The sequence below is a fragment of the Ruegeria sp. genome (assembly GCF_965243365.1).
Classification (GTDB): domain Bacteria; phylum Pseudomonadota; class Alphaproteobacteria; order Rhodobacterales; family Rhodobacteraceae; genus Ruegeria.
In genome coordinates this window covers 1,422,225-1,447,894 of record NZ_CBDEUW010000002.1, presented here as the reverse complement: position 1 = coordinate 1,447,894, position 25,670 = coordinate 1,422,225, and the positions used below count along the sequence as shown (strand labels likewise).

Annotated in this window: 27 protein-coding genes; 20 read left to right on the top strand and 7 right to left on the bottom strand. The window is 59.0% G+C overall.

The window, feature by feature from the left end; genetic code table 11:
* Positions 1 to 183 precede the first annotated feature (183 nt).
* On the bottom strand, positions 184 to 1,143 hold the full coding sequence (gene hemC / locus ACP0GE_RS10850; RefSeq protein ID WP_424831966.1) for a hydroxymethylbilane synthase: 960 nt from the start codon (positions 1,141 to 1,143) through the stop codon (positions 184 to 186).
* A gap of 107 nt (positions 1,144 to 1,250) precedes the next feature.
* Here hemC and hemE point away from each other — a divergent pair, with 107 nt between their 5' ends.
* Positions 1,251 to 2,285 carry a uroporphyrinogen decarboxylase gene (hemE, locus tag ACP0GE_RS10845; RefSeq protein ID WP_424831965.1) on the top strand — a complete coding sequence of 345 codons (1,035 nt, stop codon included), beginning with the start codon at positions 1,251 to 1,253 and terminating at the stop codon, positions 2,283 to 2,285.
* A gap of 61 nt (positions 2,286 to 2,346) precedes the next feature.
* Here the strand turns inward: hemE and ACP0GE_RS10840 are convergent, their stop codons facing one another.
* A complete protein-coding gene (locus tag ACP0GE_RS10840) occupies positions 2,347 to 3,453 on the bottom strand; it encodes a CaiB/BaiF CoA transferase family protein (RefSeq protein WP_424831964.1) in 1,107 nt (368 codons plus the stop codon).
* 146 nt (positions 3,454 to 3,599) lie between these two features.
* Here ACP0GE_RS10840 and ACP0GE_RS10835 point away from each other — a divergent pair, with 146 nt between their 5' ends.
* The 8 genes from ACP0GE_RS10835 to uvrC all read left to right on the top strand — a co-directional run bounded on the left by ACP0GE_RS10835 (position 3,600) and on the right by uvrC (position 10,864).
* Positions 3,600 to 4,121: a CoxG family protein gene (locus ACP0GE_RS10835; protein WP_424831963.1), complete on the top strand. Its 522-nt coding sequence runs from the start codon at positions 3,600 to 3,602 to the stop codon at positions 4,119 to 4,121.
* A gap of 68 nt (positions 4,122 to 4,189) precedes the next feature.
* Positions 4,190 to 5,119, top strand: coding sequence for an ABC transporter ATP-binding protein (locus ACP0GE_RS10830; protein ID WP_424831962.1), 930 nt, complete (start codon positions 4,190 to 4,192; stop codon positions 5,117 to 5,119).
* Positions 5,116 to 5,877, top strand: a complete 762-nt coding sequence (locus ACP0GE_RS10825; protein ID WP_424831961.1) for an ABC transporter permease — start codon at positions 5,116 to 5,118, stop codon at positions 5,875 to 5,877. The genes ACP0GE_RS10830 and ACP0GE_RS10825 overlap by 4 nt, the downstream gene beginning before the upstream one ends.
* A gap of 104 nt (positions 5,878 to 5,981) precedes the next feature.
* Positions 5,982 to 6,779: a S49 family peptidase gene (locus ACP0GE_RS10820; RefSeq protein ID WP_424831960.1), complete on the top strand. Its 798-nt coding sequence runs from the start codon at positions 5,982 to 5,984 to the stop codon at positions 6,777 to 6,779.
* Complete coding sequence (locus ACP0GE_RS10815; protein ID WP_424831959.1) at positions 6,760 to 6,951, top strand: hypothetical protein; 192 nt, start codon at positions 6,760 to 6,762, stop codon at positions 6,949 to 6,951. The genes ACP0GE_RS10820 and ACP0GE_RS10815 overlap by 20 nt, the downstream gene beginning before the upstream one ends.
* Entirely contained in the window at positions 6,948 to 7,910 is a 963-nt protein-coding gene (locus tag ACP0GE_RS10810) for a calcium/sodium antiporter (RefSeq protein ID WP_424831958.1), read from the top strand. The genes ACP0GE_RS10815 and ACP0GE_RS10810 overlap by 4 nt, the downstream gene beginning before the upstream one ends.
* A gap of 21 nt (positions 7,911 to 7,931) precedes the next feature.
* Positions 7,932 to 8,711 carry an SDR family oxidoreductase gene (locus ACP0GE_RS10805; RefSeq protein WP_424831957.1) on the top strand — a complete coding sequence of 260 codons (780 nt, stop codon included), beginning with the start codon at positions 7,932 to 7,934 and terminating at the stop codon, positions 8,709 to 8,711.
* A 263-nt stretch (positions 8,712 to 8,974) separates the two neighbouring features.
* Positions 8,975 to 10,864 carry an excinuclease ABC subunit UvrC gene (gene uvrC, locus ACP0GE_RS10800; RefSeq protein ID WP_424831956.1) on the top strand — a complete coding sequence of 630 codons (1,890 nt, stop codon included), beginning with the start codon at positions 8,975 to 8,977 and terminating at the stop codon, positions 10,862 to 10,864.
* On the opposite strand, the gene ACP0GE_RS10795 is transcribed toward uvrC, so the two are convergent.
* Complete coding sequence (locus ACP0GE_RS10795) at positions 10,861 to 11,745, bottom strand: DMT family transporter (RefSeq protein ID WP_424831955.1); 885 nt, start codon at positions 11,743 to 11,745, stop codon at positions 10,861 to 10,863. The two genes, uvrC and ACP0GE_RS10795, sit on opposite strands and share 4 nt — an antisense overlap.
* A gap of 187 nt (positions 11,746 to 11,932) precedes the next feature.
* Here ACP0GE_RS10795 and pgsA point away from each other — a divergent pair, with 187 nt between their 5' ends.
* Genes pgsA through ACP0GE_RS10780 form a run of 3 tightly spaced genes read left to right on the top strand, consistent with a single transcriptional unit; the run spans position 11,933 to position 13,324 of the window.
* Positions 11,933 to 12,601 carry a CDP-diacylglycerol--glycerol-3-phosphate 3-phosphatidyltransferase gene (gene pgsA, locus ACP0GE_RS10790; protein WP_424831954.1) on the top strand — a complete coding sequence of 223 codons (669 nt, stop codon included), beginning with the start codon at positions 11,933 to 11,935 and terminating at the stop codon, positions 12,599 to 12,601.
* A gap of 3 nt (positions 12,602 to 12,604) precedes the next feature.
* Positions 12,605 to 12,850, top strand: a complete 246-nt coding sequence (gene moaD / locus ACP0GE_RS10785; RefSeq protein ID WP_424831953.1) for a molybdopterin converting factor subunit 1 — start codon at positions 12,605 to 12,607, stop codon at positions 12,848 to 12,850.
* 3 nt (positions 12,851 to 12,853) lie between these two features.
* Positions 12,854 to 13,324: a molybdenum cofactor biosynthesis protein MoaE gene (locus ACP0GE_RS10780; RefSeq protein WP_424831952.1), complete on the top strand. Its 471-nt coding sequence runs from the start codon at positions 12,854 to 12,856 to the stop codon at positions 13,322 to 13,324.
* A gap of 136 nt (positions 13,325 to 13,460) precedes the next feature.
* On the opposite strand, the gene ACP0GE_RS10775 is transcribed toward ACP0GE_RS10780, so the two are convergent.
* From ACP0GE_RS10775 to ubiA, 4 genes are all read right to left on the bottom strand, one after another.
* On the bottom strand, positions 13,461 to 14,213 hold the full coding sequence (locus tag ACP0GE_RS10775) for an SDR family oxidoreductase (RefSeq protein WP_424833839.1): 753 nt from the start codon (positions 14,211 to 14,213) through the stop codon (positions 13,461 to 13,463).
* A 376-nt stretch (positions 14,214 to 14,589) separates the two neighbouring features.
* Positions 14,590 to 14,910 (bottom strand): hypothetical protein, encoded by a 321-nt coding sequence (locus ACP0GE_RS10770; RefSeq protein WP_424831951.1) that lies wholly within the window; start codon positions 14,908 to 14,910, stop codon positions 14,590 to 14,592.
* Between the two features lies 1 nt (position 14,911).
* A complete protein-coding gene (locus ACP0GE_RS10765) occupies positions 14,912 to 16,819 on the bottom strand; it encodes an OmpA family protein (protein ID WP_424831950.1) in 1,908 nt (635 codons plus the stop codon).
* A 66-nt stretch (positions 16,820 to 16,885) separates the two neighbouring features.
* Positions 16,886 to 17,848, bottom strand: coding sequence for a 4-hydroxybenzoate octaprenyltransferase (ubiA, locus tag ACP0GE_RS10760; RefSeq protein ID WP_424831949.1), 963 nt, complete (start codon positions 17,846 to 17,848; stop codon positions 16,886 to 16,888).
* A gap of 12 nt (positions 17,849 to 17,860) precedes the next feature.
* On the opposite strand from ubiA, the gene ACP0GE_RS10755 reads away from it, so the two are divergent.
* From ACP0GE_RS10755 to ACP0GE_RS10720, 8 genes are all read left to right on the top strand, one after another.
* Entirely contained in the window at positions 17,861 to 18,586 is a 726-nt protein-coding gene (locus ACP0GE_RS10755) for a 16S rRNA (uracil(1498)-N(3))-methyltransferase (protein WP_424831948.1), read from the top strand.
* Positions 18,583 to 19,431 (top strand): GNAT family N-acetyltransferase, encoded by an 849-nt coding sequence (locus ACP0GE_RS10750; RefSeq protein ID WP_424831947.1) that lies wholly within the window; start codon positions 18,583 to 18,585, stop codon positions 19,429 to 19,431. The genes ACP0GE_RS10755 and ACP0GE_RS10750 overlap by 4 nt, the downstream gene beginning before the upstream one ends.
* Positions 19,428 to 19,955 (top strand): hypothetical protein, encoded by a 528-nt coding sequence (locus ACP0GE_RS10745; RefSeq protein ID WP_424831946.1) that lies wholly within the window; start codon positions 19,428 to 19,430, stop codon positions 19,953 to 19,955. Before ACP0GE_RS10750 ends, ACP0GE_RS10745 begins: the two co-directional genes overlap by 4 nt.
* A gap of 64 nt (positions 19,956 to 20,019) precedes the next feature.
* Positions 20,020 to 21,390 carry a glutamate--cysteine ligase gene (locus ACP0GE_RS10740; protein ID WP_424831945.1) on the top strand — a complete coding sequence of 457 codons (1,371 nt, stop codon included), beginning with the start codon at positions 20,020 to 20,022 and terminating at the stop codon, positions 21,388 to 21,390.
* Positions 21,391 to 21,460: 70 nt separating this feature from the next.
* On the top strand, positions 21,461 to 22,534 hold the full coding sequence (gene pheS, locus ACP0GE_RS10735; RefSeq protein ID WP_424831944.1) for a phenylalanine--tRNA ligase subunit alpha: 1,074 nt from the start codon (positions 21,461 to 21,463) through the stop codon (positions 22,532 to 22,534).
* Positions 22,535 to 22,783, top strand: a complete 249-nt coding sequence (locus ACP0GE_RS10730) for a hypothetical protein (RefSeq protein WP_424831943.1) — start codon at positions 22,535 to 22,537, stop codon at positions 22,781 to 22,783.
* Positions 22,784 to 23,163: 380 nt separating this feature from the next.
* Entirely contained in the window at positions 23,164 to 23,808 is a 645-nt protein-coding gene (locus ACP0GE_RS10725) for a GNAT family N-acetyltransferase (protein WP_424831942.1), read from the top strand.
* Between the two features lie 114 nt (positions 23,809 to 23,922).
* On the top strand, positions 23,923 to 25,668 hold the full coding sequence (locus ACP0GE_RS10720) for an adenylate/guanylate cyclase domain-containing protein (protein ID WP_424831941.1): 1,746 nt from the start codon (positions 23,923 to 23,925) through the stop codon (positions 25,666 to 25,668).
* Positions 25,669 to 25,670 lie beyond the last annotated feature (2 nt).

The window sequence follows — 25,670 nt, the reverse complement described above, 5'->3', positions numbered from 1 at the left end:
ACGGCAACGACCCACCTTATTTAGACACTTTGATCAGGCTCGCCCCCTCGAGAACCAAGTAAAACAAAACGGGCTAAAACAATCGATATTCGAGACTGATCTTGCATCCTTCCGGAATAGCCTCACTTTGCCCCAAGGTCGGGGGTTTCACAGTGAAGCAGTTCACATTGCTGAAAAATTTATTCAACTGCGCCAATCGAAGAAGCCGGGGCCAGCCTGTTTCAGCAGTAATTCCGCCATTTCGCGGCCCAGTTCGGCGCCGTCATCGGCGGGGCCTGTGGCAATCTCGCTGATGGCTTCGGACCCATCCGGGCGCAGAACCTCTCCGCGCAGATGTAGCTGACCGTTCCGTATCTCTGCCAGTCCGGCAATCGGGGTCTCGCATGACCCGTCCAGCCCGGCCAGAAGACTGCGCTCGGCGGCCAGCCGATGTGCCGTTTCGGTGTGGTGGATCGCCTCTAACATTTCGGCGGCACGGCTATCATTGCTGCGCCGTTCGATCCCGATGGTGCCCTGCGCGATGGCGGGCAGCATGTCATCGGGGGAAATCGCGGTGGCAGGGACATCTTTCATCTCAAGCCGACGCAGACCTGCCATGGCGAGAAAGGTGCAATCGGCAACGCCATCGGCCAGTTTTTTCAGCCGGGTCTGCACATTGCCCCGGAACTCGACCACTTTCAGGTCAGGCCGCCGGTTCAGCATCTGCGCGCGCCGACGCAGGGACGAGGTGCCCACAACCGCCCCCGGCGGCAGATCATGGATCGAATTGAGGCTGGGCGAGATGAAAGCATCGCGCACGTCTTCGCGGGGCAGGAATGTATCCAGCACCAGACCTTCCGGTTGTTCAACCGGCATGTCCTTGGTCGAATGTACGGCGATGTCGATGTCACCCGTCAGCATCGCCTCTTCGATTTCCTTGGTGAACAGACCCTTGTTTCCGATCTCTTTCAATGGGCGGTCCGCGTCGATCATGGCGCGATTGTCGCCGGTGGTCTTGATCACCACGATCTCGAACGCCTCATGCGGCAGGTTGAAAGCATCGCCGAGGCGCTGAAGAGTTTCGTAGGCCTGAGCTAGCGCCAATGGCGAACCACGTGTGCCAATTCTAAGAGGTGATGCGGGAGTCGGCAGGGTCAAAGTCATGCGCATAGCTTTAGTCGCGTCACATTGCCCTGACAATGGGGGCAGAGCTTGACAAATTGCCGCCGAAGGAAGACCCGTTGCGCCAGACCTTAAGATCGGGGGCAGGCATGGCCGAGACGAAGAAAATTCTGCGGGCGCTGGCGGGAGAGGTTCAGGACGTCCCGCCGATCTGGATGATGCGTCAGGCGGGCCGGTATCTGCCCGAGTATCGCGCGACCCGTGCGCAGGCCGGGGATTTCCTGTCGCTGTGCTATAATCCCGAACTGGCGGCCGAGGTCACCTTGCAGCCAATCCGGCGCTACGGCTTTGACGCGGCGATCCTGTTTGCCGACATCCTGCTGGTGCCGCAGGCATTGGGTGCGGATTTGTGGTTTGTCACCGGCGAAGGGCCGCGTCTTTCGACCATTTCCCGGCAATCGGATTTTGACGCCTTGAAACCGGTTGATGTGATTCACGAGACGCTGTCGCCCGTTTATGAAACCGTCCGCATCCTGTCGCGCGAATTGCCTTCGGAAACGACTTTGATCGGTTTTGCGGGTGCACCCTGGACCGTGGCGACCTACATGATCGCCGGGCGTGGTACGCCGGATCAGGGTCCGGCGCATGCGCTGCGCGAAGAGAATACCGCGCTTTTTGAAGCCTTGCTGGACCGGATCACGGCGGCAACGATCGAATACCTGTCGGCGCAGATCAAGGTCGGAGCCGAAGTGGTCAAGATTTTCGACAGTTGGGCGGGATCGCTGAAGGGTGAGGCGTTCCAGAAATATGCGGTTGAACCGTGCCGGGTGATCACCCAAGCCATCAAGGCGCGCCACCCCGATATCCCGGTGATCGGATTCCCGCGTGAGGCGGGCGAAGGCTATATCGGCTTTGCGAAAGCCACTGGTGTTGATTGTGTGGCGTTGGACAATTCAGTTTCGCCGGAATGGGCCGCTGAACATGTTCAGGTGGATGGTTGCGTTCAGGGCAATCTGGCTTCGTCGCATATGGTGACCGGCGGGCAGGCATTGGTGGATGACACGCGACGCATTGTCGAGGCGTTCTCGAAAGGGCCGCATATCTTCAATCTCGGGCACGGGATTACTCCGGATGCTGATCCGGAAAACGTGCAATTGATGATCGACACGGTGCGTGGGAATTAAAGGCAGTTAAGGGGGCCAGCCCCCTTCTTGGCCCGCGGCCAATTCATCCCCCGGGATATTTTTAGCCAGATGAAGCAGGGGATTCGCGTGAGTGATCCAACTCGGTGAGGATTTGCTGCGTATGTTCTCCGCGGGTCGGGCTGGGTTTTGCCTGCCAGTCCTGGTTGGAAAATCTTGGGGCGGCGGCGGCCTGGAGTGAACCGTTCATTTTTTGCCATGTCTGGCGGCGGTTCATCGGGTGATCTTTTGCCTGACCCGGGCTGAGAACCGGGGCGACGCAGGCGTCCGTTCCGGAAAACAAATCTGCCCAATGGTCGCGCGGTTTTTCGGCAAATATCCGGGCCAGGCGGCGGGTCAATTCCGGCCAGTGCTGGCGGTCAAACTGGTTCAGGAACTGCGGATCATCTGACAGGCCGAGCAGGCCTAGAAATGTCGCGTAGAACTTGGGCTCAAGGCATTGAACAGAGATGTAACCCCCATCGGCGCAGGTGTAGCAGCGGCTCCAATGCGGGCCGTCGAGCATGCTCTGCCCCCGGGTTTCCGAAAGGTTGCCGGTTTGGCGCATGGTCATGAGCAGGTTCATCATGTGGGCCGAGCCATCATAGATTGCAGCATCCACGACCGTTCCCTGACCGGTTGCGCGGGCGTTGATCAGGCCGGCCAGGATGCCGGTGACCAGATACAGCGCTCCGCCGCCGACATCTCCGACAAGTGTGGCCGGTGTTTGCGGGATCTGGTCGGGCGGTGAGGCGTACCAGAGCGCGCCGGACAAGGCGATGTAGTTCAGATCGTGACCTGCAACCGAAGAAAGCGGGCTGTCCTGCCCCCAGCCGGTCATCCGGCCATAAACGAGTTGGGGGTTCAGGTCGTGGCAGGTTTTGGGCCCAAGGCCTAGCTTTTCCATGACACCTGGACGAAACCCCTCGATCAGCGCATCTGCCTTTGCAATCAGGGCCAGGGCGGTCTTCAGGTCTTGCGGATCCTTCAGGTCCAGCTCAATCGAACGTTTGCCGCGGTCCAGCAGAGATCGCTCGGGCATACCCGGCGTCACGGCACCGCCTTTGCGGTGAATGGTGACCACATCAGCACCCAGATCTGCCAGGTGCATTGCCGCAAAAGGCCCAGGGCCCAGGCCTTCGATCTCGATAATTCGTATTCCGTTCAGCATGGCATGGCCTCCTTGCCCGGCAGAGTTTCTTTGGGCGGGCCGAAATGCAAGAGGCGGATCAACGCCGCACGCAATTTGGTTGCCTGAACCGCATGTTAGGGGCAAGGTCGCTGAGGGAAGGAAGCTGCGACAAGGGGAGAGCGACGATGCACTTGAATGACTCCAGGACGATTCAGGCGACACCTTCGGTCGTATATGCCGCTTTGCTTGATCCCGATGTTCTGAAAGCCTGTATCGCCGGTACGCAAGAGATCTCTGGCAACCCTGATGAAGGGTATGAGGCGACCGTGGTGCAAAAGGTCGGCCCGGTGAAGGCGACTTTCAAAGGCAAAGTGACCATGTCTGACATGATCGAGGCCGAGCGGTTGACGATTACAGGCGAGGGCAAAGGCGGTGCTGCGGGGTTTGCCAAAGGCAGCGCATCGGTCAGTTTATCGCCGGATGACGCGGGTGGCACTGTTCTGACCTACGATGTCGATGCCAAGGTTGGCGGCAAGCTGGCACAGCTCGGCAGCCGTTTGATCGACGGGTTTGCCCGGAAGATGGCCGATCAGTTCTTTGCAAACCTGCAAGAACATTTGGAAGGACCCAAGGAGCAGACGGAAGAAGAACCTGACGGAGAGGAGCCCAAAAAGGGTTGGCTGGGGCGCCTGACGGGGCGCGAATAGCTGCGTTATTTTGATCTGTTCCATAGCGGTTCCACGCGATAGGGTGCCGGCAAGAACCAGGGGGGCGCATGGCACCGATTTTGTCCATTCAGGATTTACGCAAGTCCTATGAGGGCGGCTTTGAAGCGCTCAAGGGCGTGTCGCTGGAGATTGAGCAGGGTGAGATCCTGGCCTTGCTTGGCCCAAACGGGGCCGGCAAGACAACGCTGATTTCCACGGTATGCGGGATTACCACGCCGACTTCGGGGTCCGTCACCGTCGGTGGGTATGACATTCAGGCCGATTTTAGGGCCGCCCGCAAGATGATTGGTTTGGTGCCGCAGGAGATCGCGCTGGAGCCGTTTGAAAAGGTCTGGAACACCGTTCGGTTCTCGCGAGGATTATTTGGACAGAGTCCCGACAATGCCCGGATCGAAGAAATCCTGCGCAAGCTGTCGCTGTGGGACAAACGTAAGAATGCCATCAAGGAATTGTCGGGCGGAATGAAGCGGCGCGTTCTGATTGCCAAGGCTCTGGCGCACGAACCCCGGGTGCTGTTTCTGGATGAGCCTACGGCCGGCGTTGATGTCGAATTGCGCAAGGACATGTGGGACATTGTGGCCGAGTTGAAGGAAGCGGGTGTCACCATCATCCTGACCACCCATTACATCGAAGAGGCCGAGGCCATTGCCGACCGGATCGGCGTCATCGACAAAGGTGAGCTGCTGCTGGTGCAGGACAAGGATACGCTGATGGCGCAGATGGGCAAAAAGCAGATCGAGGTGATGCTGAATGAGCCGGTCGCCGCCATTCCTGAAAGCTTGTCGGTTCACAACCTGACCCTGAACAGCGCGGGTGACATGCTGGTTTACACATATGACACCAACGCCGAGCGGACCGGGATCACCACGCTGTTGAACGATGTGGCTCAGGCCGGGTTGGTGTTGCGCGATGTGCAGACGCGGCAGTCGAGCCTTGAAGAGATATTTGTCAACCTTGTGTCGGGAGAGCCCGCATGAACTGGTCTGCTGTCGCCGCCATCTACCGGTTTGAAATGGCCCGGTTCTTTCGCACTCTGGCGCAGAGCTTTCTATCGCCGGTCCTGTCGACGTCTCTGTATTTTGTGGTGTTCGGTACTGCGATCGGTAGCCGCATTCAGGAGGTCGAAGGCGTATCTTATGGCGCGTTCATCGTGCCCGGGCTGATCATGTTGTCAGTTGTGATGCTGTCGATTTCAAACGCGTCATTTGGCATCTATTTCCCAAAGTTTCTGGGCACGATCTACGAATTGCTGTCCGCGCCGGTCAATTTTATCGAAATCGTGATCGGCTATGTTGGGGCGGCAGCGACCAAGGCCCTGTTCGTGGGGTTGGTCATTTTGGGTACCGCGACGTTCTTTGTGGATTTACGGATTGAGCATCCTTTTGCGATGGCGGCCTTTTTGATCCTGTCCTGTCTTAGCTTCTCATTACTGGGCTTCATCATTGGTATCTGGGCCAGCAATTTTGAGCAGATGTCGCTGGTGCCGCAACTGGTGGTGACGCCGCTGATCTTTCTGGGCGGAACGTTTTATTCGATCTCGATGCTGCCGCCTCTTTGGCAGACGATTACGCTGTTCAACCCGGTGGTATATCTGATCTCGGGCTTCCGCTGGTCGTTTTACGGTATCGCCGATGTGCCGATATTCTGGAGCCTTTTGGCCATTGTCGCGTTCACCGGAGGGTGCCTTGCGGTCATCGGCTGGATCTTCAAAACGGGCTGGCGTATCCGCAGCTAGGCAGTTGCATTTTTGCCGACCACCTGTGGGAATCTGGTTCACGTCACGTTTATGCGTCCGACGATCCCTTGTTAACGGCTGTGGCGCGCTCTACATCGGCATCCATGAAACTTCGCCTGCCTTTCCTGAAAAAGCAGCCCACTGTGGCCGTTGTCCGTCTGTCCGGTGCCATCGGTATGGCTGGACGTGCGTCGATGAATGACGTGTCATTGGCGCCGGTTCTGGAAAAGGCCTTTCGCAAGGGCAAACCCGCTGCCATTGCGCTTGAGGTTAACTCGCCCGGCGGCTCACCGGTTCAAAGCTCACTGATCGGGGCGCGCATCCGGCGTTTGGCGGATGAGTTGGATGTCCCCGTGTTCGCCTTCGTCGAGGACGTGGCGGCCTCGGGAGGCTATTGGCTGGCAGCTTCGGCCGATGAGATCTGGGCCGACGAAAGCTCGGTACTTGGGTCGATCGGCGTGATTTCATCGGGCTTTGGTGCGCATGTCTTTCTGGCGCGACAGGGATTCGAACGTCGGGTCCATACAGCAGGGCAGTCGAAATCCATGCTCGACCCGTTTGCGCCCGAAAAGAAAGAAGATGTGGCCCGTCTCAAGGTTCTGCTGGGTGATATCCACGAAAACTTCATCGCCCATGTCAAAACCCGTCGCGGTGACAAGCTGGATACGGCGGCTGATTTGTTCAATGGCGAGGTGTGGCTGGCCCGTCGCGCGCAAGAGCTGGGCCTGATCGATGGTATCGCGCATCTGAAGCCAAAGATGCAGGAGCGCTTTGGTGACAAGGTTAAATTCCGCCGGTATGGCCTGCGCAAGCCGATCTGGTCGCGCTTTGGGGCGGCAATGGCGCAGGATGCCATTGCGGGCCTGGAGGAGCGCGCAGCCTATGCGCGTTTCGGGTTGTGACGTGATCATCAAAGCCGTCACTCTTTTTCTGATTGCCATGGGCGTGCTGGCCATGTTCGGCAAGCTTCGGTTTCCGGGGCAGCGGCGGCTGAGTTCTGCCAAATGTCCCAAATGCGGACGGTTTCGGATCGGCAAGGGCCCGTGTCCATGTGAAAAGGGAGGCCGCGGATGACGGCGTGGCTGCTTTCCGGTCTTGGGCTGCTGATCCTGTTGCTGGCCGGAGATGCGCTGGTGCGTGGCGCGGTGAACCTCAGTCTTCGGCTGGGCGTGCCTGCGCTTATTGTCAGTCTGACCATCGTGGCCTTTGGGACCTCGGCACCCGAGCTGTTGATCGCGATCAGCGCAATCAAGGAAAACGCGCCCGGGATTGCTTTGGGTAACGTGGTCGGATCGAACACGGCCAATATTCTGCTGGTTCTGGGCCTGCCCGCCCTTCTGGCAACTCTGCACACAAGCGAATGCGACAGCCGCAAGAACTATGTGTTCATGCTGATGGCCTCGGTCCTGTTTATCGGGCTTGCTTTCTGCGGTGTCTTCAATCTGGTCAGCGGCGCAATTCTGTTAACAGGTCTCGCGCTTGTCCTGTGGAATGCCTTCCGCGAGGCACATGCCCATCGCAAAGCCTGCGGTGACGCGTGCGCCGATGATGATGACCTGGACGGGTTGGAAGAAGCCGACCCGAACATGCCGTATTGGAAGCTATCGATCTACCTGATCCTGGGTTTGATCGGGCTGCCCATGGGTGCGCATCTTTTGGTGGACAACGCGACGGTCATTGCCCGCACCTACGGCGTCAGCGAGACAGTGATCGGACTGACGCTGGTGGCGGTCGGAACGTCTTTGCCCGAACTTGCGACTACGGTTATGGCGGCGCTGCGCCGGCAGGCAGATGTCGCACTGGGCAACGTGATCGGGTCGAATATGTTCAACCTGCTGGCCATTATCGGGATCGCCACACTGTTCGGGCGTATCCCGGTGGACCCCGAATTCCTGTATTTTGACCTGTGGGTCATGTTGGGTGCTTCGCTGCTTTTGATCCCGTTCGTGTTCTTCAAAAAAGACATCACCCGTGTTTGGGGCATGATCCTGACCGCGCTATATGTCATGTATATCGTAGTTCTTCTGGCGTGACCTGACCGAGGGAGGTGCCGCATGACCCGAGCTTTGGTGACCGGCGCCGGAAAACGGTTGGGCCGTGCCATGGCGCTGTATCTGGCCGGGCGTGGCTATGATGTGGCCGTTCACTTCGCCTCGTCCGAAGAAGATGCGCGCGAAACCGTGGATGAGGTTCAGGCGCTTGGTCGTACCTCAGTTGCGCTGCAGGCAGATTTGCTGGATGAGGTGCAGGTCGCGACCCTGCTGCCGCGCGCGGCGAAGGCATTGGGCGGGCCGGTGACCTGTCTGGTCAACAATGCTTCGATCTTTGAGTACGACAATATCCATACTGCCACGCGACAAAGCTGGGATCGCCATCTCGACAGCAACCTGCGTGCGCCCTTTGTCCTGACGCAGGCTATGGCAGAGCAGGGGCTGGAGCCCCGAACAGACAGCATGGGCGAGCCGGTCGCAACCGGCCTGATCGTCAACATGGTGGACATGCGCGTGCGCAAGCTGACGCCAGAGTTCATGTCCTATACCATCGCCAAAATGGGCCTGTGGGCGCTGACCCGCACCGCTGCACAGGCGTTGACGCCTGCCATCCGCGTCAACGCGATTGGCCCCGGCCCAACCCTGCAGGGTCACCGCCAGAGCGAGAGTCACTTCAAGGCGCAGCGCGAAAACACAGTGCTGGAGCGTGGTGCAAACCCTTCGGATATCACTGCGGCGCTGGGCTATTTTCTGGATGCACATGCCGTCACCGGGCAGCTTCTATGCGTTGACGGGGGGCAGCATCTTGGGTGGCAAACCCCCGATGTGATCGGCGTAGAATAAGTATAATTGTTGTAAGTTTTGCACCGCTCGCGGTTCTGTTACCGGCACGTTACAAAAATGTCTTTTTTTTCATGCACTTGTTTCGAGATTAAAAAAATAATAAACAAAAACAATAACTTAAAGAAGTGCCTAATTTTTAGGCAAACTGGGGAATCCTTAATGAATTAAGGGAAAATCTCGTTGCCCCAAAACTTATCAGCACAGTTATCCACAGATTCCGTGGATTTGTTTTCTCTTGATCTGAAGCGCTCAAGATTGCAGCCATGGTCAGAGAATCATATCTCGGTATCATGACCATCCAAAACGAATCTTCCCCAACCGGTTATGCCTGCATTCAGCGTTACGTTAAGACGCTGGACAGCTCGCCCGGCGTGTACCGGATGTTGGATGCCGATAGCCGCGTTCTGTATGTCGGCAAGGCACGGAACCTAAAGGCGCGGGTGTCGAATTACACGCGCCCCGGGCATTCGGGGCGGATCGAGAAGATGATTGCTTCGACCGCGTCGATGATGTTTCTGACGACCCGGACCGAGACCGAGGCACTGCTGCTGGAACAGAACCTGATCAAGCAGCTCAAGCCCAAATACAATGTGCTGCTGCGCGACGATAAGAGTTTTCCCAATATACTGGTCGCCAAGGATCACGCCTTTCCGCAGATCAAGAAACATCGCGGCGCGAAGAAGGAAAAGGGTGCCTATTTCGGCCCCTTCGCCAGCGCAGGTGCGGTCAATAGAACGCTGAACCAGTTGCAAAAGGCATTCCTGCTGCGCAACTGCTCGGATTCCATGTTCGACAGCCGCACACGGCCCTGTTTGCTCTACCAGATCAAGCGGTGCTCCGGGCCGTGCGTCGGATTGATCTCGAAAGAGGATTACCGCGAAAGCGTCAAAGATGCGGAACGGTTCCTGTCGGGTCGATCCACCAAAGTACAAGAGGATCTGGCCGATCAGATGATGGCCGCGTCCGAGGCGATGGAGTTCGAACGGGCCGCCGGGTTGCGCGACCGCATCCGGGCGCTGACGCAGGTGCAGACGTCGCAAGGCATCAACCCGCGTGGTGTGACCGAGGCGGATGTGATCGGCTTGTATATGGACAGCGGACAAGCCTGCGTTCAGGTGTTTTTCATCCGCGCCAACCAGAATTGGGGCAACAAGGACTTTTACCCTCGGGTCGGGGCCTATGTGTCCCCGGCTGAGGTGATGGAGGCTTTCCTAGGCCAGTTCTACGACAACAAGGAACCGCCGCGTCAGCTGATCCTGTCCGATGCCATCGAAAACGCGGATCTGATGCAGGAAGCGCTGACCGAGAAGGCCGGGCGCAAGGTCGAAATCCTGGTGCCTCAGCGTGGGGAGAAACAGGAACTGGTCGCAGGTGCCCTGCGTAACGCGCGCGAGTCGCTGGCCCGTCGCATGTCAGAAAGCGCGACGCAGGCCAAGCTGTTGCGCGGTGTGGCCGAGGCCTTCGATCTCGACACCCCGCCGGAACGGATCGAGGTTTATGATAACAGCCACATTCAGGGTACCAATGCGGTGGGCGGGATGATCGTGGCAGGCCCCGAGGGGTTCATGAAAAACGCCTATCGCAAGTTCAACATTCGCGGCGATGATCTGACCCCCGGCGATGATTTCGGCATGATGAAAGAGGTGCTGACACGTCGTTTCACCCGGCTGCAAAAGGAAGACCCGGATCGCGAAAAAGGTATGTGGCCCGACCTCCTGCTGATCGATGGAGGGGCCGGGCAGGTGATTGCGGTTCAAGAGATCATGGTAGAGCACGGTGTCGAAGACATCCCGATGGTTGGCGTGGCCAAGGGTGTCGATCGCGATCATGGTAAAGAGGAGTTCCATCGCATCGGCCAGCGCCCCTTTGCCTTGAAACGCAACGACCCGGTTCTGTATTTCATCCAACGTTTGCGGGACGAAGCACACCGCTTTGCCATTGGCACTCACCGTGCGAAACGCGCCAAGGCCGTGGGTGCGACACCATTGGACGAAATCCCCGGTGTGGGCGCGACGCGCAAACGGGCACTATTGGCGCATTTTGGAAGCGCCAAGGCTGTTAGCCGCGCCAATCTGGCTGACCTTCAGGCGGTGGAGGGGATATCGGCCGGGCTGGCGCAGAAGGTCTATGACTTTTTCCACGACAAGGGTTAGGCCTGCCGTCCACGCCAAAGGATATAGAGTCCCGAGGCCACGATCAGCGCGCTGCCGATCCACATGGTCTGATCCAGCCGTTCACCAAACATCACCACGCCCAAACCGACGCCGAACAGCAACCGCGAATAGCGAAACGGTGTGACGGCGGAGACCTCACCCATCCGCATTGCCTTCATCAGCGAGGCATAGGCGGCGGTGCCCATCACGACAGCCCCACCCACATGCAGGCTGGTTTGCGGGTCCACGGAGGCAATCGGCGCGCCCTCCCAAAATCGGTAGGTCACGCCAGCGATGACGATGCAGAGAAATCCGTAAAAGCCCAGAACTTCTGTGCTCAACGATGCAGGCGCGGCGCGGCTGGCCAGATCGCGCCCGGCAAAGCCCAGCATCCCAAGGACTGCAAGTATAGACAGCGCTGAAAAGCTGGCTCCGGTCGGCTGAATGATGATGACGACGCCGATGAGGCCAACCACAATGGCGCTCCATCGCCGCCAGCCGACGGTTTCCCCAAAGAACAGGGCCGCCCCCGCGACCACGACCAGGGGTGTGGCCTGCAGGATTACCGTGGCCGAGGACAGGGGCGTCAGGGCGATGGCCAGTACATAGAACAACCGCCCCAGGATTTCGAACAGAACGCGCACTTTCATCGGCCGTGACAGCACATCCGGCTGAAACAGCCTTGTTCCCCGCAGCAGGGCCACCACGGCAAAGACAATCGCCCCGCCCGTACCAAACAACACCAGAACCTGCCAGATCGGCAGAGAGGCCGAGGCCCCCTTCAGCAAGGCGTCCTCAAGCGCGAACAGGGCCATTGCGGCAATCATCCAGGTGCTGCCGATCAGGTTCGATCTTGGGTCGGTTTGAATATGCGGGGTCATCTTTGCTGTCACTCTTGGGTCGAACCGCCCGCCAATCTGACGGCAAAGCGATCGCGCGCCAAGATGTATCTGATTGAGAGTGCGGGGTTGCGACCCTTTGACCGTCACTGCTGCAACCATCTGTGATCGGGTCAGTTTTTTGCAAGGTTGTCTTTTCTGTCTCCAACCGGCGATGTAGTGTCGCCCTATGAAATGGAACCTGCCCAATATCCTGACCGTGCTGCGCCTGCTGGCGGCACCCGGTCTGGCTGTGATGTTTTTGTATTTCACCCGTCCCTACGCGGATTGGTTCGCGCTGATCCTGTTCCTTTCGGCAGCAATCACCGACTGGTTCGATGGCTATCTGGCGCGTGCATGGAAGCAGGAAACCAAGATCGGCGCGATGCTGGACCCGATTGCCGACAAGGCGATGGTGGTCATCGCGCTGATGATCCTTGTGGGCTATTCCGCCGAGCACTGGACACCCTGGCTGGTGCTGCCTGCCACCGTGATTCTGTTCCGCGAGGTCTTTGTCTCGGGCCTGCGCGAATATCTGGGCGATGTGGCCGGGACGCTGAAGGTGACCAAGCTGGCCAAGTGGAAAACCACTGCGCAGATGGTGGCGATCGCCATCCTGTTCTCGCAGGGCATTTTCGAGCATCATTTTGTGATGGGATCGTTCGGGATGGATGCCACGACGCTGGATCAGGTGCTGACGGGTCAGATCGAGGATATATACGGGCTGCGCTGGCATGTTGAGGGCATGTTCTGGTCGGGCCGGATCGGTCTGTGGCTGTTGTGGATTGCCGCGACGCTGACATTGATCACCGGCTACGACTACCTACGTAAAGCCATGCCCCATCTGAAGGAGAGCTAAGCGATGGACGTGCTGTATTTCGCCTGGGTGCGCGAACGGATCGGCTTGCCGAAGGAAAAGGTCGAAACGCAGGCCGCCACGGTTAACGAGCTGGTCGCCGAGCTTACGGCGCGGGAAGATCGATATGCCGCAGCTTTTGCTGACCTGTCAGCTCTGCGGGTGGCTTTGGATCAGGAATTGTCCGACTTTGACGCGCCATTGGCTGGTGTGCGAGAGGTAGCATTTTTTCCGCCCATGACAGGCGGCTGACCCATGCGCATCGTCGTTCAGGAAGACCCGTTCGATCTGGGGGCCGAGGCCAACGCCTTTGCCGCCGGAGACAACGCGAATGGGGCCATCGTGACCTTTACCGGTGTTGTGCGCGATCTGGCCTCGGGCGATCTGGATGTGATGGAGATCGAACACTACCCAGGCATGACCGAACGCGCCCTGACCCAAATTGCGGAAGAGGCACAAAAGCGCTGGGCGCTGGGCGATGTACTGGTGATCCACCGCCACGGACGCCTTGCGCCGGGGGATCGGATCATGATGGTCGCAACCGCATCGCCACATCGCAAAGATGCGTTTGAGGCGGCGGAATACCTGATGGATTACCTAAAATCCCGCGCGCCGTTCTGGAAGAAAGAGATCACCCGGTCGGGTGCGGAATGGGTTGCCGCCAAAGACGAGGATGAAGATGCGCTGACGCGGTGGGGTGGAACCTCGCAATTGTCTGACCCCTGACGCGAAATTTTCTGGATCAAATCAGAGAGCTGGGTCACGCGGTATTGACCCAAACGCCAAGCAGTTCTGACCCGATGTCGGCAGGGTGGACGATGCGGCCATTGACGTTTGAAGGCCAATGTCCGCTCTTCTGCGCTTAGAATTTGTTAATCGAGTTTCCACCGTCAGCAACTATGGCGCTGCCGGTCACGAATGACGCGTCCTCAGAAAGCAAAAACGTAGCAACTTGCGCGATTTCTGACGGCTCGGCCATCCGTTTCAATGCATGGAGACCACGTACAACTTCGTGGAAACCGGCGTCATCCCCTGCCATGGGAGTCATGGTGCCTCCTGGCAGGAGGGCATTGACACGTATGTTCTCAGAACCATGCTCTGCCGCGAGCACCTGAGTCATACCGATCAGGCCTGCCTTGGCAGCCGCATAAGCCGCCATGCCCGGCAACCCAATCGTATGCCCCACAAATGAGGATGTGAAAACGATGGACCCACCACCGTTTTCGAGCAGCGCAGGTATTTGATACTTTGCCGCGTAGAAACCACTGCTAAGATTGACATCCATGACTGTATGCCAGTTGCTGGACTGCATTTCCGGGACAGGGCCCATGTCACCTGTCATCCCCGCGTTATTGAATGCCCCGTCAAGACCACCGAATTCCTTCTTTGCGCAGCTCACAAGCGCCTGTGCGTAGGTTTCGTCGCTCACGTCACCGGACAGGCAAACGGCATTTCCGTTGCCTTGCTTGATCTGCTCGACAACCTGATCAAGTTCCGCTTTCCTGCGTGCCCCGAGGACAACGTTCGCCCCTTTTGAGGCGAGCAAAAGTGAAGCCGCTGCACCGATTCCGCTGCTTGCTCCGGTGACGATAAAGGTTTTGTCTTTGAGTTCCATTTTCATGCCTTTCGATCATTGGTAGATGATCGTCTACGGCTTGGACGTGCTTTCGAGCGACCCGTTTCATGCGCTGTTCAGCGCCAGAGGAGTTTTTGCGCAGGATTCGGGTCAGCGCGGCCTAAGAAATGAAAACCGCCCTTCAAGCACACTGCAGCATTGCGAAGGTTTGGGCTCAACAGCAGACATTTTCTGCAGTGCGTCATGCTGATCAGCACTTCTGCGCCTGATTTCTCTGTTCAAAGGATGTTTGATCTGGGGCGTGCTTTGATGTCGAACGTTCACCTTGTTGCCGGTCCGACTATGACTGTTGGGTCAGGTTCGTGTTACGTTCAACAGTTCGAAAGCCCGAAGATATCAATCCGGAGAAAATTTACTAATCCGCGTTGTTAATCCGACCGCGCAGTTCCTCGGCTTCTTGCCGGGCCGCGCGCAGACCTTCCATGGCGGCGGCAAGTTCTGCCTCGGCCTGAGTCAATTGATTGGTCAATTCGCCTTCACGCTGTTGCAGATAGGTGATTGCCTGATCGCGGGTTTCTTCGGCCTCGTGCAGGTCCTGGCTCATCCGGTCCAGATCGGCCACGTCGCTTTGACGCACGCGCGACAGGCGGTGTGCCAGCCAATTGGCGAACCAACCCATGCAGACGGCGGCGAACAGGATAATGGCGGTGGCGATGATGAATTCGGTTCTGTTCAACTTACTGGTCCTCTGCATCCGCATCTGCGGCGGGCGTGTCCGGCTGCTGTTCAGCCTCGGCTTCGATCGCGTCAAGGCCGGTTTCGGTATTGGGCACCGGTTCGGGCCGGATCAGGCGGAATTCGATCCTACGGTTTTCCTCGCGGCCCTCTTCGGTGTCATTGTCGGCGATGGGTTGTGTTTCGCCATAGCCGATGGCGGTATAGCTTGAGGTTGGAATGCGTCGTCCGCGCAGTTCGTTCAGGATGGACTGTGCCCGCGCCTGGCTGAGGTTCTGGTTCATTTCCTCGCGGCCCTGACTGTCGGTATGGCCCTGAATCTCCATCCGGATCGGCCCGCATTCACGCAGGATATCCGCGATCTGATTGACGGCATCGCGCGAGTCTGCGGCAATCGTGGCCGAGCCAGGCTCAAAGGCGATCTTGCTCACCGATTGAACCTCGGCAATGCGTTCTTCGCAGATTTCGGGATCGGGCAGGGCGTCTTCGGGCTCAGGCGGTTCGACATAGGTGATCGACAGGGTGTAATCCTGTGCACTGCCCAGCTTTTCCGACAATTGCCCGGCGATGCGCGCCTTGGCGCCCGGATCACGCGCGATGCCGGACAGGTCCACCGTTTCGGGGGTGACAGTCAGGGCGCCGTTGTGAAGCTGCGCCAGCGCCTCAAGCCCGGCCAGAACACGCACCGGCCAGTCGATAGGCAAATCTGGCGCGATCCGCGTGGCGGTGTGCACCTGCCCGGACCCAAACGCCGCGCGCGCGTAACTGTCGGTCATGTTCCGCAACGTTTCATCCCCGACGCGGCCACGCAATTGCACAAGACCTTCCGGACTGCGGGTGGCTGTGAATTCGACCGGCCCGGACGCCGTATCCTCTTCGGGCTCCGGCAGCACCGCGTGTAGGGCAAAGACCTCGGGCAGAGCACTTTCCAATTCTCCCACCACCCGGTCGAACTGCGCCGGGTTGGTGCCTTGCGCCGCCACCAGCGAGATATCCGCATCCGACAGGGTCACGCTGCCGTGCCCGATCTCGGCCAGAGCGCGGATGCTCATCTCGGCGGCGGTGGCCCAGTTGGGCGACGGCACGCCCAGGCCGATGGTGCAGGTATAGGGGCCGGAGAGGCCTGCTTCTTTGGCGGCTGCGACGATGGTTTCCCGGGCTTCCTCATCCTGTGCTGAACAGGCGTCGAACTGACCGCCCTGATCGTCGATCAGATAGCGCAGGGTGAAGGGTGTGATCACCGGGCGCGGGGCTGAAATGGCAAGTCCGATCCGCAACGTGGGCGGCGCGGCGCGGGTCAGGTCCTGCTGCAGGCGATCTTTTTCCTGCTGGCTATCGGCGATGGCGGTGATCCGGACCAGACCGGGGCTGGCCGAGATTTTGGCGCGCGGCAGTTTCGACAACGCACTGACCGAATAGGCAATCGCCTCGTCCCAGCCCTTGGGCTTGGGGTAATCGGCTGTTTCCATCAGATCCGAGACCGTAGCGTCGTCATCCAGATCCTGCAGGCTGTTCATCAAAGCTTCGCGGTCGACACTGGCCGGGACCAGCCCGATGACCGATATTCCGCTGTCATTGCGCAAGATTTCAGCCGAAAACCGTGGCGGCGTCAGGTCGGCGGTCGGAGCTACGTCCATTTCATCAATGACCCGGGATGTATCGACCTCGGTCCCTGCGGCGGTCAGAGCGTTAAACCGGGTCGCCTCGTCTGGGGCGGTACCGGTCAGAACAACCCGCAACCCGTCGGATTGTACTTCGGCCCAGTCGTGGCCTTTCAAGTTCAGCGCCCGACGCACCGCCAGTTCGGATGCGTCCTCGATCCGGGTCACCGCAGATTCGGCGGCGAGCAAGGCCAACGCGGCGGACACCACAAAAATTAGAACGGCAACAATAGGATAAGGCAGACGCATGGGCGAGCTTGAGGTTCCTCGGGCGATTGGTCCCGGACTCATACCGGCCACTGCGCAAAGGTGCAATCAGAGCAATAGGGCAACGCAGAGGAAGATCAGCGGAATTAGGCCGGTGTCGCGATTGGCGCGGAACAATTGCAGCAGCTTGGCGTTGTCCTCGGTGTCCAGGCCGCGCAATTGCCATGCCATATGCCATCCCATGGCCCATGGTCCGCCCAGTGCCACCACCAGCGCCAGAATCGAGGCATGGGGAATCCCCGCGTCGATAATGGCCACGCCCATCAACGACACGGTTGCGACCAGGAAATACTTAAGCCAGCGGGCCGTATCGGATCCAAACAGGCGCGCGGTGGATTTGATGCCGATCAGTTCATCGTCTTCGGCGTCCTGATGGGCATAGATGGTGTCATAGAACAGCGTCCACGCGATACCGGACAGATACAGAACGATGGCAGGCCACCCCACCGATCCCGTATGGGCGGCCCACGCCAGCAAAGCACCCCAGTTGAAGGCCAGCCCCAGAAACACCTGCGGCCACCACGTAAATCGTTTGGCAAAAGGGTAGATCGCCACCGGCAGCAAGGACAGAACGCCCATGGCGATGGCGGCCTGATTGAAGGTCAGAAGAATACCCAGCGCCAGAAGGCATTGCAGACCCATCCAGATCACGGCCTGTTTCACCGTGACCTGACCCGATGGAATCGGGCGCGACCGGGTGCGTTCGACCTGCCCGTCGAACTCGCGGTCGGTGATATCGTTCCATGTGCAGCCAGCGCCACGCATCAGGAAAGCTCCGATAGCGCAGCCAATGGCGATCCACAAATCCTCCCACCTTGGCGACCCATCGCCGAGGATCGCCAGCGCCAGACCCCACCAGCAGGGGATCAACAGCAACCATGTGCCGATGGGCCGGTCTGCACGGCTGAGCCGTAGATAGGGCCGTGCGAAAGCGGGGGCATGGGTGTCGACCCAATTGCCGGTGACCGCATCGGCGACCTGACCATCTGGTGTTGGGGCATTGCCTTGCATATGTAAGGTCTCATGACTGCAAAAATCAGACTGTATGTAGAGCACCCTCTGGGTCCGGGGCAATCGGTTCCTTTGACGCGCGAGCAGGCGCATTACCTGTTTGGCGTTATGCGCTTGTCGGTCGGCGGCCACGTGGCCCTGTTCAACGGGCAGGATGGAGAGTGGCTGACCGAGGTCACCGAAGCTGGCAAACGGGGCGGTGTTCTGGCCTGTGTCGAGCAATCCAGACCGCTGCAGCTGCCGCCGGACCTTTGGTTTCTGTTCGCGCCGATCAAAAAAGCGCGGACCGATTTTATCGTTGAAAAGGCAGCAGAAATGGGCGCAGCGCGGATTCTGCCCGTGCAGACTGAATTCACCAATTCCGAACGTATCCGTCAGGATCGCCTGCAGGCGCATGCGGTCGAGGCCGCCGAACAATGCGGCGGGACTTTTGTGCCCGAGGTAGCCGAGCTGCAGCGGCTCGACCGGGTGTTGGATACGTGGCCCAAGGGACGCCAGTTGATGTTCTGCAACGAGGCCGAGGTTGGTTCCGGTCTGCGTCTGGCGGCCAAAGAAAAAGGCCAGCCCTGGGCCATCCTGATCGGCCCCGAGGGTGGGTTTTCCGACCGAGAACGGGCGCGCCTGACCGGCTTACCTTATGCGCATGTCGTCAGCCTAGGCCCGCGCATATTGCGTGCGGATACGGCGACTGTGGCGGCGCTGACGGTGTGGCAGCAGGCGTTGGGAGACTGGGCGTGAGCTGGCGTTTGGCGCAGGTCGAGGATCTGCCCCGGATCGATACGTTCCTGTCGCAGCACATCCAGACCTCAATGTTCCCATTGGCCAATCTGCGTGATTATGGCTTGCGCGGCACCGACCCGCGCGCAGTGAATATCTGGATGCTGGACAAAGATCCTCGGGCCATTCTTGCCATGACCAACGAAGGCATGGTCCTGCCGCAATGTCCGGACTGCCCGGATCAGGAGTTGGTGGATGCAATTGACTTGATCCGTGGTCGTAAACTCTTCGGCGTGGCGGGGGAGGCAACGCAAACACGGCGGATCATGCGTTTGGCCGGGTGGGAAAACAGGCAAGCGACTTTGAACAGCGATGAGCCGAGCTTTACGCTGGATTTGGATCGGCTGATCCTGCCGGATGCCACGGACGCAGAGCTGGTGCCACTCGGCGACCTCGACCGGGAGGTAACTGAAAAGTGGCGTAGGGATTATCTGATCGAAGTCATGGAGTTTCCGGCCGACCGGGCGCGAAAGCATGCTGCACGAGACTATGAATCCTACGCAAAGCGAGACTCGCATCGAGTTCTGATTGTCCGGGGTCGGCCCGTCGCCATGACCGGGTTCAATGTGCGTTTGCCTCAGGTTGTGCAGATCGGCGGTGTCTATACACCTCCGGACCTGCGAGGTCGTGGCTACGCGCGCCTCGCCGTCGCTTTGCATTTGCAAGAGGCACGCCGGGGCGGTGCAACCCGCGCGGTGCTTTTTGCCGCGTCTGAGGCCGCGGTGAGAGCCTACAAAGCTATAGGTTTCCAACCTGCGGGCCATTTCTCGCTTATTCTGTTCAACAACCCCGAGGACATGGTATGAGTTTCATTCGACCCGAAGCAAAACTGGCCCTGTGGCGCTGGCGCGAGGTGCTGGTGGCGGGGTTTGTTCTTATCCTTGGCCTCAGCTGGATCAGCGGGCCGGGCGGTCTGCTTGGCTGGCTGGGCTGGGTGCTGGTTCTGGTCTCGGTCGCTCTCGCCGTGATCGGCGTCCAACGCGCCCGGTTTCGCCGGGGTGCAGGCGGTCCCGGCGTCGTAACCATTGATGAGGGCCAGATCACCTATCTCGGCCCGTTGGACGGCGGTATGGTGGCCACGCGCGAGATTGAGAGGCTGGCGCTGGATCCCACATCGTCTCCGGCGCACTGGATCCTGCATCAGCCGGGGCAACCGACGCTTCACATTCCTGTGAATGCCGAAGGGGCCGAGGCGCTGTTTGACGTGTTTTCCGCGCTGCCCGGGCTGAAAACCGAACAAATGCTGGCGGAACTGAACGGTGGCGCTGTGCACCCGGTTGTGATCTGGGAAAAACAATCAATGCGCCCCGCGCATCTGCGGCTGCATTGACACCGGCACGGTTTGCCCCCACGACTGACCCAACGAAAGACACATCAGGATCGGAGCACGCATCATGTCCATCCCCCAATCCGGCGGCGGACCGATCGAGCGCCACGAACAACTGGCCGAATATCTGGAATCGGGCTGCAAGCCCAAGGACGATTGGCGCATCGGCACCGAGCACGAAAAGTTCGGCTATTGCAAAGACACGCTGAAACCCTTGCCGTTTGAAGGCACCCGTTCGATTGTCGCGGTGCTAGAAGGGTTGCGCGACCGTCATGGCTGGGCCGAGGTGCGCGAAGCCGGGCATCTGATCGGGCTTGAGAAAGACGGGGCAAATGTCAGCCTTGAACCCGGTGGCGCGCTTGAACTGTCCGGAGCGCCCCTTAGAACGATCCACGAGACCTGCGATGAGGTGAACGTCCACCTGCGCGAGGTGAAGGACATCGCCGACGAGATCGGCGTGGGCTTCATCGGTCTGGGCGCGGCCCCGATCTGGACCCATGACGAGATGCCGCTGATGCCCAAAGGCCGTTATCGGTTGATGAACGACTACATGGAGAAGGTCGGCACCATGGGCCGCGCCATGATGCGGCGGACCTGTACGGTTCAGGTCAATATCGACTTCGGGTCCGAGGCCGATATGGTGCAGAAACTGCGTGTGGCGCTGGCCTTGCAGCCGGTTGCGACGGCGCTGTTCGCTAATTCTCCGTTCTTTGAGGGCAAGGTGAACGGCCAGAAAAGCTGGCGCAGCTATATCTGGCGGCATCTGGACGATGCCCGCACCGGGATGCTGCCTTTCGTGTTCGAAGAAGGCTTCGGGTTCGAACGCTACGTGCAATACGCGCTCGATGTGCCGATGTATTTCGTCTATCGCGACGGCGAGTATATCAACGCGTTGGGCATGTCCTTCCGCGATTTCCTGAAGGGCGAACTGCCCGCGCTGCCCGGTGAGACACCCACCCTGTCAGACTGGGCCGACCACCTGACCACCGCCTTCCCCGAAGCGCGGATCAAGAAATTCATGGAGATGCGCGGCGCCGATGGCGGCCCGTGGCGTCGTCTGTGCGCGCTGCCAGCGTTCTGGGTTGGCCTGACCTATGACCAAACCGCACTGGATGCGGCGTGGGATCTGGTCAAAGGCTGGGATGCCGAAACCCGCGAGGCCCTGCGCATTGAAGCTGCCAAGGACGGCTTGCAAGCGCAGGTCGGCAACATCAACATGCACGATCTGGCACGTGAGGTTGTGGCGATCTCTGAGGCCGGTCTGAAATCCCGTGCCTTCCCCGGTGCGGGCGGTCTGGTCCCCGATGAAACGCATTTCCTGAACGCGCTGAAAGACAGCCTTGAGACCGGCAAGGTTCCGTCTGATGAGTTGCTGGATCATTACAATGGCGACTGGAACGGCGACCTGACCCGGATTTTCCCCGAATACAGCTATTGATCCACCCGGTCCCGCTTGCATTCGTGGGGCTGGCCCGATAGCAGGTTGGCGACCAAATTCAGAGGGCGTCATGGACGATCTTAAGGCAAAATATCTGGGGCAGATCGCCGACGCGGGCGACGAAAACGCGCTTGAGGCGATCCGCGTCGCCGCCGTGGGCAAAAAGGGCGAGGTCGCGCTGAAGATGCGCGAGCTGGGCAAAATGACGCCCGAGGAACGTCAGGTCGCAGGCCCCGCGCTGAACGCCCTGAAGGATGAGATCAACTCAGCGCTCTCCGCCAAAAAGGCCGCTTTGGCCGATGCCGCATTGGACGAGCGTCTGCGCACCGAATGGCTGGACGTCACTTTGCCGACCCGCGCGCGCCGTCAGGGTTCGATCCACCCGGTCAGCCAGGCGACCGAGGAGCTGACCGCGATCTTTGCCGAACTGGGTTTCTCCGTCGCCGAAGGGCCGCGGATCGAGGACGACTGGTACAATTTCGACGCCCTGAACATCCCCGGCCACCACCCCGCGCGGGCCGAGATGGACACGTTCTACATGCACCGCGCCGAAGGTGATAACCGCCCGCCGCATGTGCTGCGGACGCATACGTCTCCGGTTCAGATCCGGTCGATGGAGAAACAGGGCGCACCGATCCGGGTGATCTGCCCGGGCGGCGTGTACCGCGCCGACTATGACCAGACCCACACGCCGATGTTCCATCAGGTCGAGGGGTTGGCGATTGATAAAGACATCTCGATGGCGAACCTGAAATGGGTTCTGGAAGAGTTCGTAAAGGCGTTCTTTGAGGTCGACGATGTCGAACTGCGCTTCCGCGCCTCGCACTTCCCCTTCACCGAACCGTCGGCCGAGGTCGATATCCGCTGTTCCTGGGACAATGGTCAGCTGAAGATCGGCGAGGGCGACGACTGGATGGAGATTCTTGGTTCCGGCATGGTCCACCCCAAGGTGATCGCCGCCGGTGGGATCGACCCCGAGGTCTATCAGGGCTTTGCCTTTGGCATCGGCATCGACCGTCTGGCGATGCTGAAATACGGCATTCCCGATCTGCGGGCGTTCTTTGATAGTGATCTGCGGTGGTTGCGGCACTATGGGTTCGCCGCGCTGGATATGCCGAACCTGCATGGTGGTTTGAGCCGCTAGATGTATCAGCTCAGCGCGGTAATGGCTTGGTGTTACAACTGGTGCCTTGACCGCGCCGAAAGGATGCCGCGCTGGCAAGGGTATGCCATTCAAGTTTTGGCTGTTTTTACGTTTGTTGCGGTGATAATATTCGCGCCCAACTGGGTGGTTTTCACCTATTGGGTCGTCGTACTCGGTCCATTGAGTGTGTTTTGTGCCGCGCATCGCAGTGTCTGGAAAAAACGCGATGAAACCCGGCGCGACAGATAGACTCAATCACAGAAAACGAAAAAGCTAATCAATCGCTTCAAGTGACCTAAGCTTGTAGTTTGACCTGAATTTAGAAAGTTCGGAGAAAAGGCCGACAGGCCGCCGCGCCATCGCCAGACCGCTCGCACGGGCTGGCGATTTGCCTCCGCAAGCGCTCCGTTTGAACGTCACGCGGACTTGGCAGGCATAAACTGCCCACCACGGCCCGAGGATCGCCACCCCGCGGTCCGGCGATAGCACGGCTCGTGTGATCAACCACTATCGCGTCAGCGGGAAAATACCCCCGGAACGATGTGTGAAATACCCCTTTCTCCTCTGGCGCGTTTTCGTGTTAGTATCATCCGGATATATTTACGCATTCATTTTGGAGGTCATTTCTAATGGCCGAAACTTCTCAAAGAACATTCAGATTACGCCCATTGGAAAAGGCTGATCTGGCAGACGTGCAGCGCTGGTTTCAGGATGTTCAGGACATAGCGCTGTTTGATCGCGCGTGCCGTATCCCGCCGAACCAGGCGCAGACGGAACATATGTGGGAGGACGCGCTGAGCGGGGCAGAGAACCCCAGCAAATGCTGGTTCGTGATCGAAACCGACAGGGGTGTCTCGCAGGGCGTGATCGGATTCGAAGGGATTTCAAGCGTCAATCGTGACGCCGTTGTGGCCTTGTTCGTGGATAAATCCGCGCGGGGCTGTGGCGCTGGAATTCGAGCGGCCGCCTTGCTTGTGGATTTCGGTTTTCGCCAGCTTGGGCTGAACCGGATCACGTCATATTGCCGGGCCGACAACAAACGCAGCCTGGATCTGCTGCGCGCGCTGAACTTTGAACCCGAGGGCACAATGCGGCAAGCCTGGTTTGCGGATGGTCAGTTCCACGACATAGTTGTGGTCGGCCTGTTGCAGCAGGACTGGGCGGCCCGACGCGGGTCTCTGGCACAAGAACTGGGCTCTGAAACGGTGGTTTCCTTCGGATCCGGTGGCTGTCCGGCCTGGTCCTGGCCGCCAAAAGAAGGGGAAGGTAACTGAAATCACAAAAATGCGACCGCTTTTTGCGGTAAAATCAAGTATATAGGACCTGTTAGATTCGACGACAGGGGCAATCGAGTATTATCAGTGCACAGTTCCAATTCGGAAAAACCCATGAGACAAAAGCTCGGCGCAGTGATGTTTGCCGATGTTGTCGGGTATTCCAAATTGATGAGCGAAAACGAGATGGACACGTATAATGCGTTGAAGTCTTTGATTTCGCAATTGGAATCTATCTGCAAGTCATACGAAGGCGACGTGGTCGAGGTGCGGGGTGACGGCATTCTGGCGCTGTTCGAAACCGCCACCAGCGCAGTGGAATTCAGCATCGAACTGCACCGCATTGCCGCCCAGCACAACCAGACCCATGGTCGGACGCACCCAATCCGGTTCCGCGCCGGGGTGCATCTGGGTGAGGTTCTGATCGACGAGCGCGGCATTCATGGCGACAACGTCAATATCGCCGCGCGGCTGCAAGAGATCGCCGACCCCGAGAGGGTTTATGTCAGCTCGGCCGTTTATGACCAGATTCGCAACCGCCTGCGCTATGGCTACGAGTTTCTGGGGCCAAAACAGCTCAAGAACATCATGTCGCCCGTTGCGACCTATTGCGTCCGCAGCGAGGTCGAAGGCGCGACGATGGCGGCGACGTTGCGGACCGATCCGCAGCCCGATCTGCTGATGCAGCGCCCCGATACACCATCCGTGGCCGTATTGCCGTTTTCGATTGCCGGACAGGACGAAAATGACAGCTGGATTGCCGAAGGACTGACGGACGATATCATCATGAACCTGTCCAAGTTTCGCAATCTGTTCATCATTGCGCGGAACTCGTCATTCCTGTTCAAGGCGCAGTCCCTGCCGCCGCAAGAGGCCGCGCGCCGTTTGAACGTGCGCTATATTGCGCGCGGCAGCGTGCGTCGATCTTCCAGCCGCATCCGTATCGCGGCGGAACTGGTGGATGCGCAGTCAGAACGCACGATCTGGGGTGAGAGGTTTGACCGCAAGATCGACGATATCTTTGATATTCTGGACGAAGTGACCGAATGCATCGTTGCCGCGATGGCGGTCATGATTGAAGCGCATGAGAAGCAGAGGATGGTGCAATCCATCCCGTCGGACCTTCAGGCGTATGGATCGGTTCTTCAGGGTCAGCAGCACATTTTCAAATACACGCGTGTTGATAACCAGAAAGCCCAGAGTTTCTATCAGACCGCGCTGCAGCAAGATGGCGGCTATGCCCGTGCGGCTGCGGCTTTGTCCCGGACGATGAACCTCGATTGGCGGTATTCCTGGACCGAGGATCCAAACGGTGCGCTGGACATGGCGCTCTCTCTGGCGCAGCGCGCGATTGATCTGGACCCGACCGATGCCCGTGGATTTGGCGAGCTGGGCTATGTACAGCTTTACCGTAAAGAGCACGAGGCGGCTCTGCAATCCTACCGGCGGGCGCTTGCGCTGAACCCGAATGATGCAGATATGCATTCAGACTTTGCTGATGCCTTGGCGCATTCCGGTGACAATGAAACCGCAATCAACCATTTACAACAGGCCATGCGCCTGAACCCTTATTTCCCGGATCAGTACCTGTGGCACCTGGGCGGGGCCTACTACAATCTGCGGCGCTATGAGGATGTGATCGCATCGGTCAACAAGATGAATAACCCGACCGAAGGGCAACGGATGTTGGCCGCCAGCTATGCGCAGATGGGCGATACAGAAATGGCGCGCAGCATTGCGGAAAAACATCGCGAAGCGCATCCGAATTTCTCATTGGATCGCTGGTCCAGGGTTCTGCCGGACAAGCTGGAAGATGACACGCAGCATTTCGTGGAAGGGCTGCGCAAGGCGGGGTTCTGAAA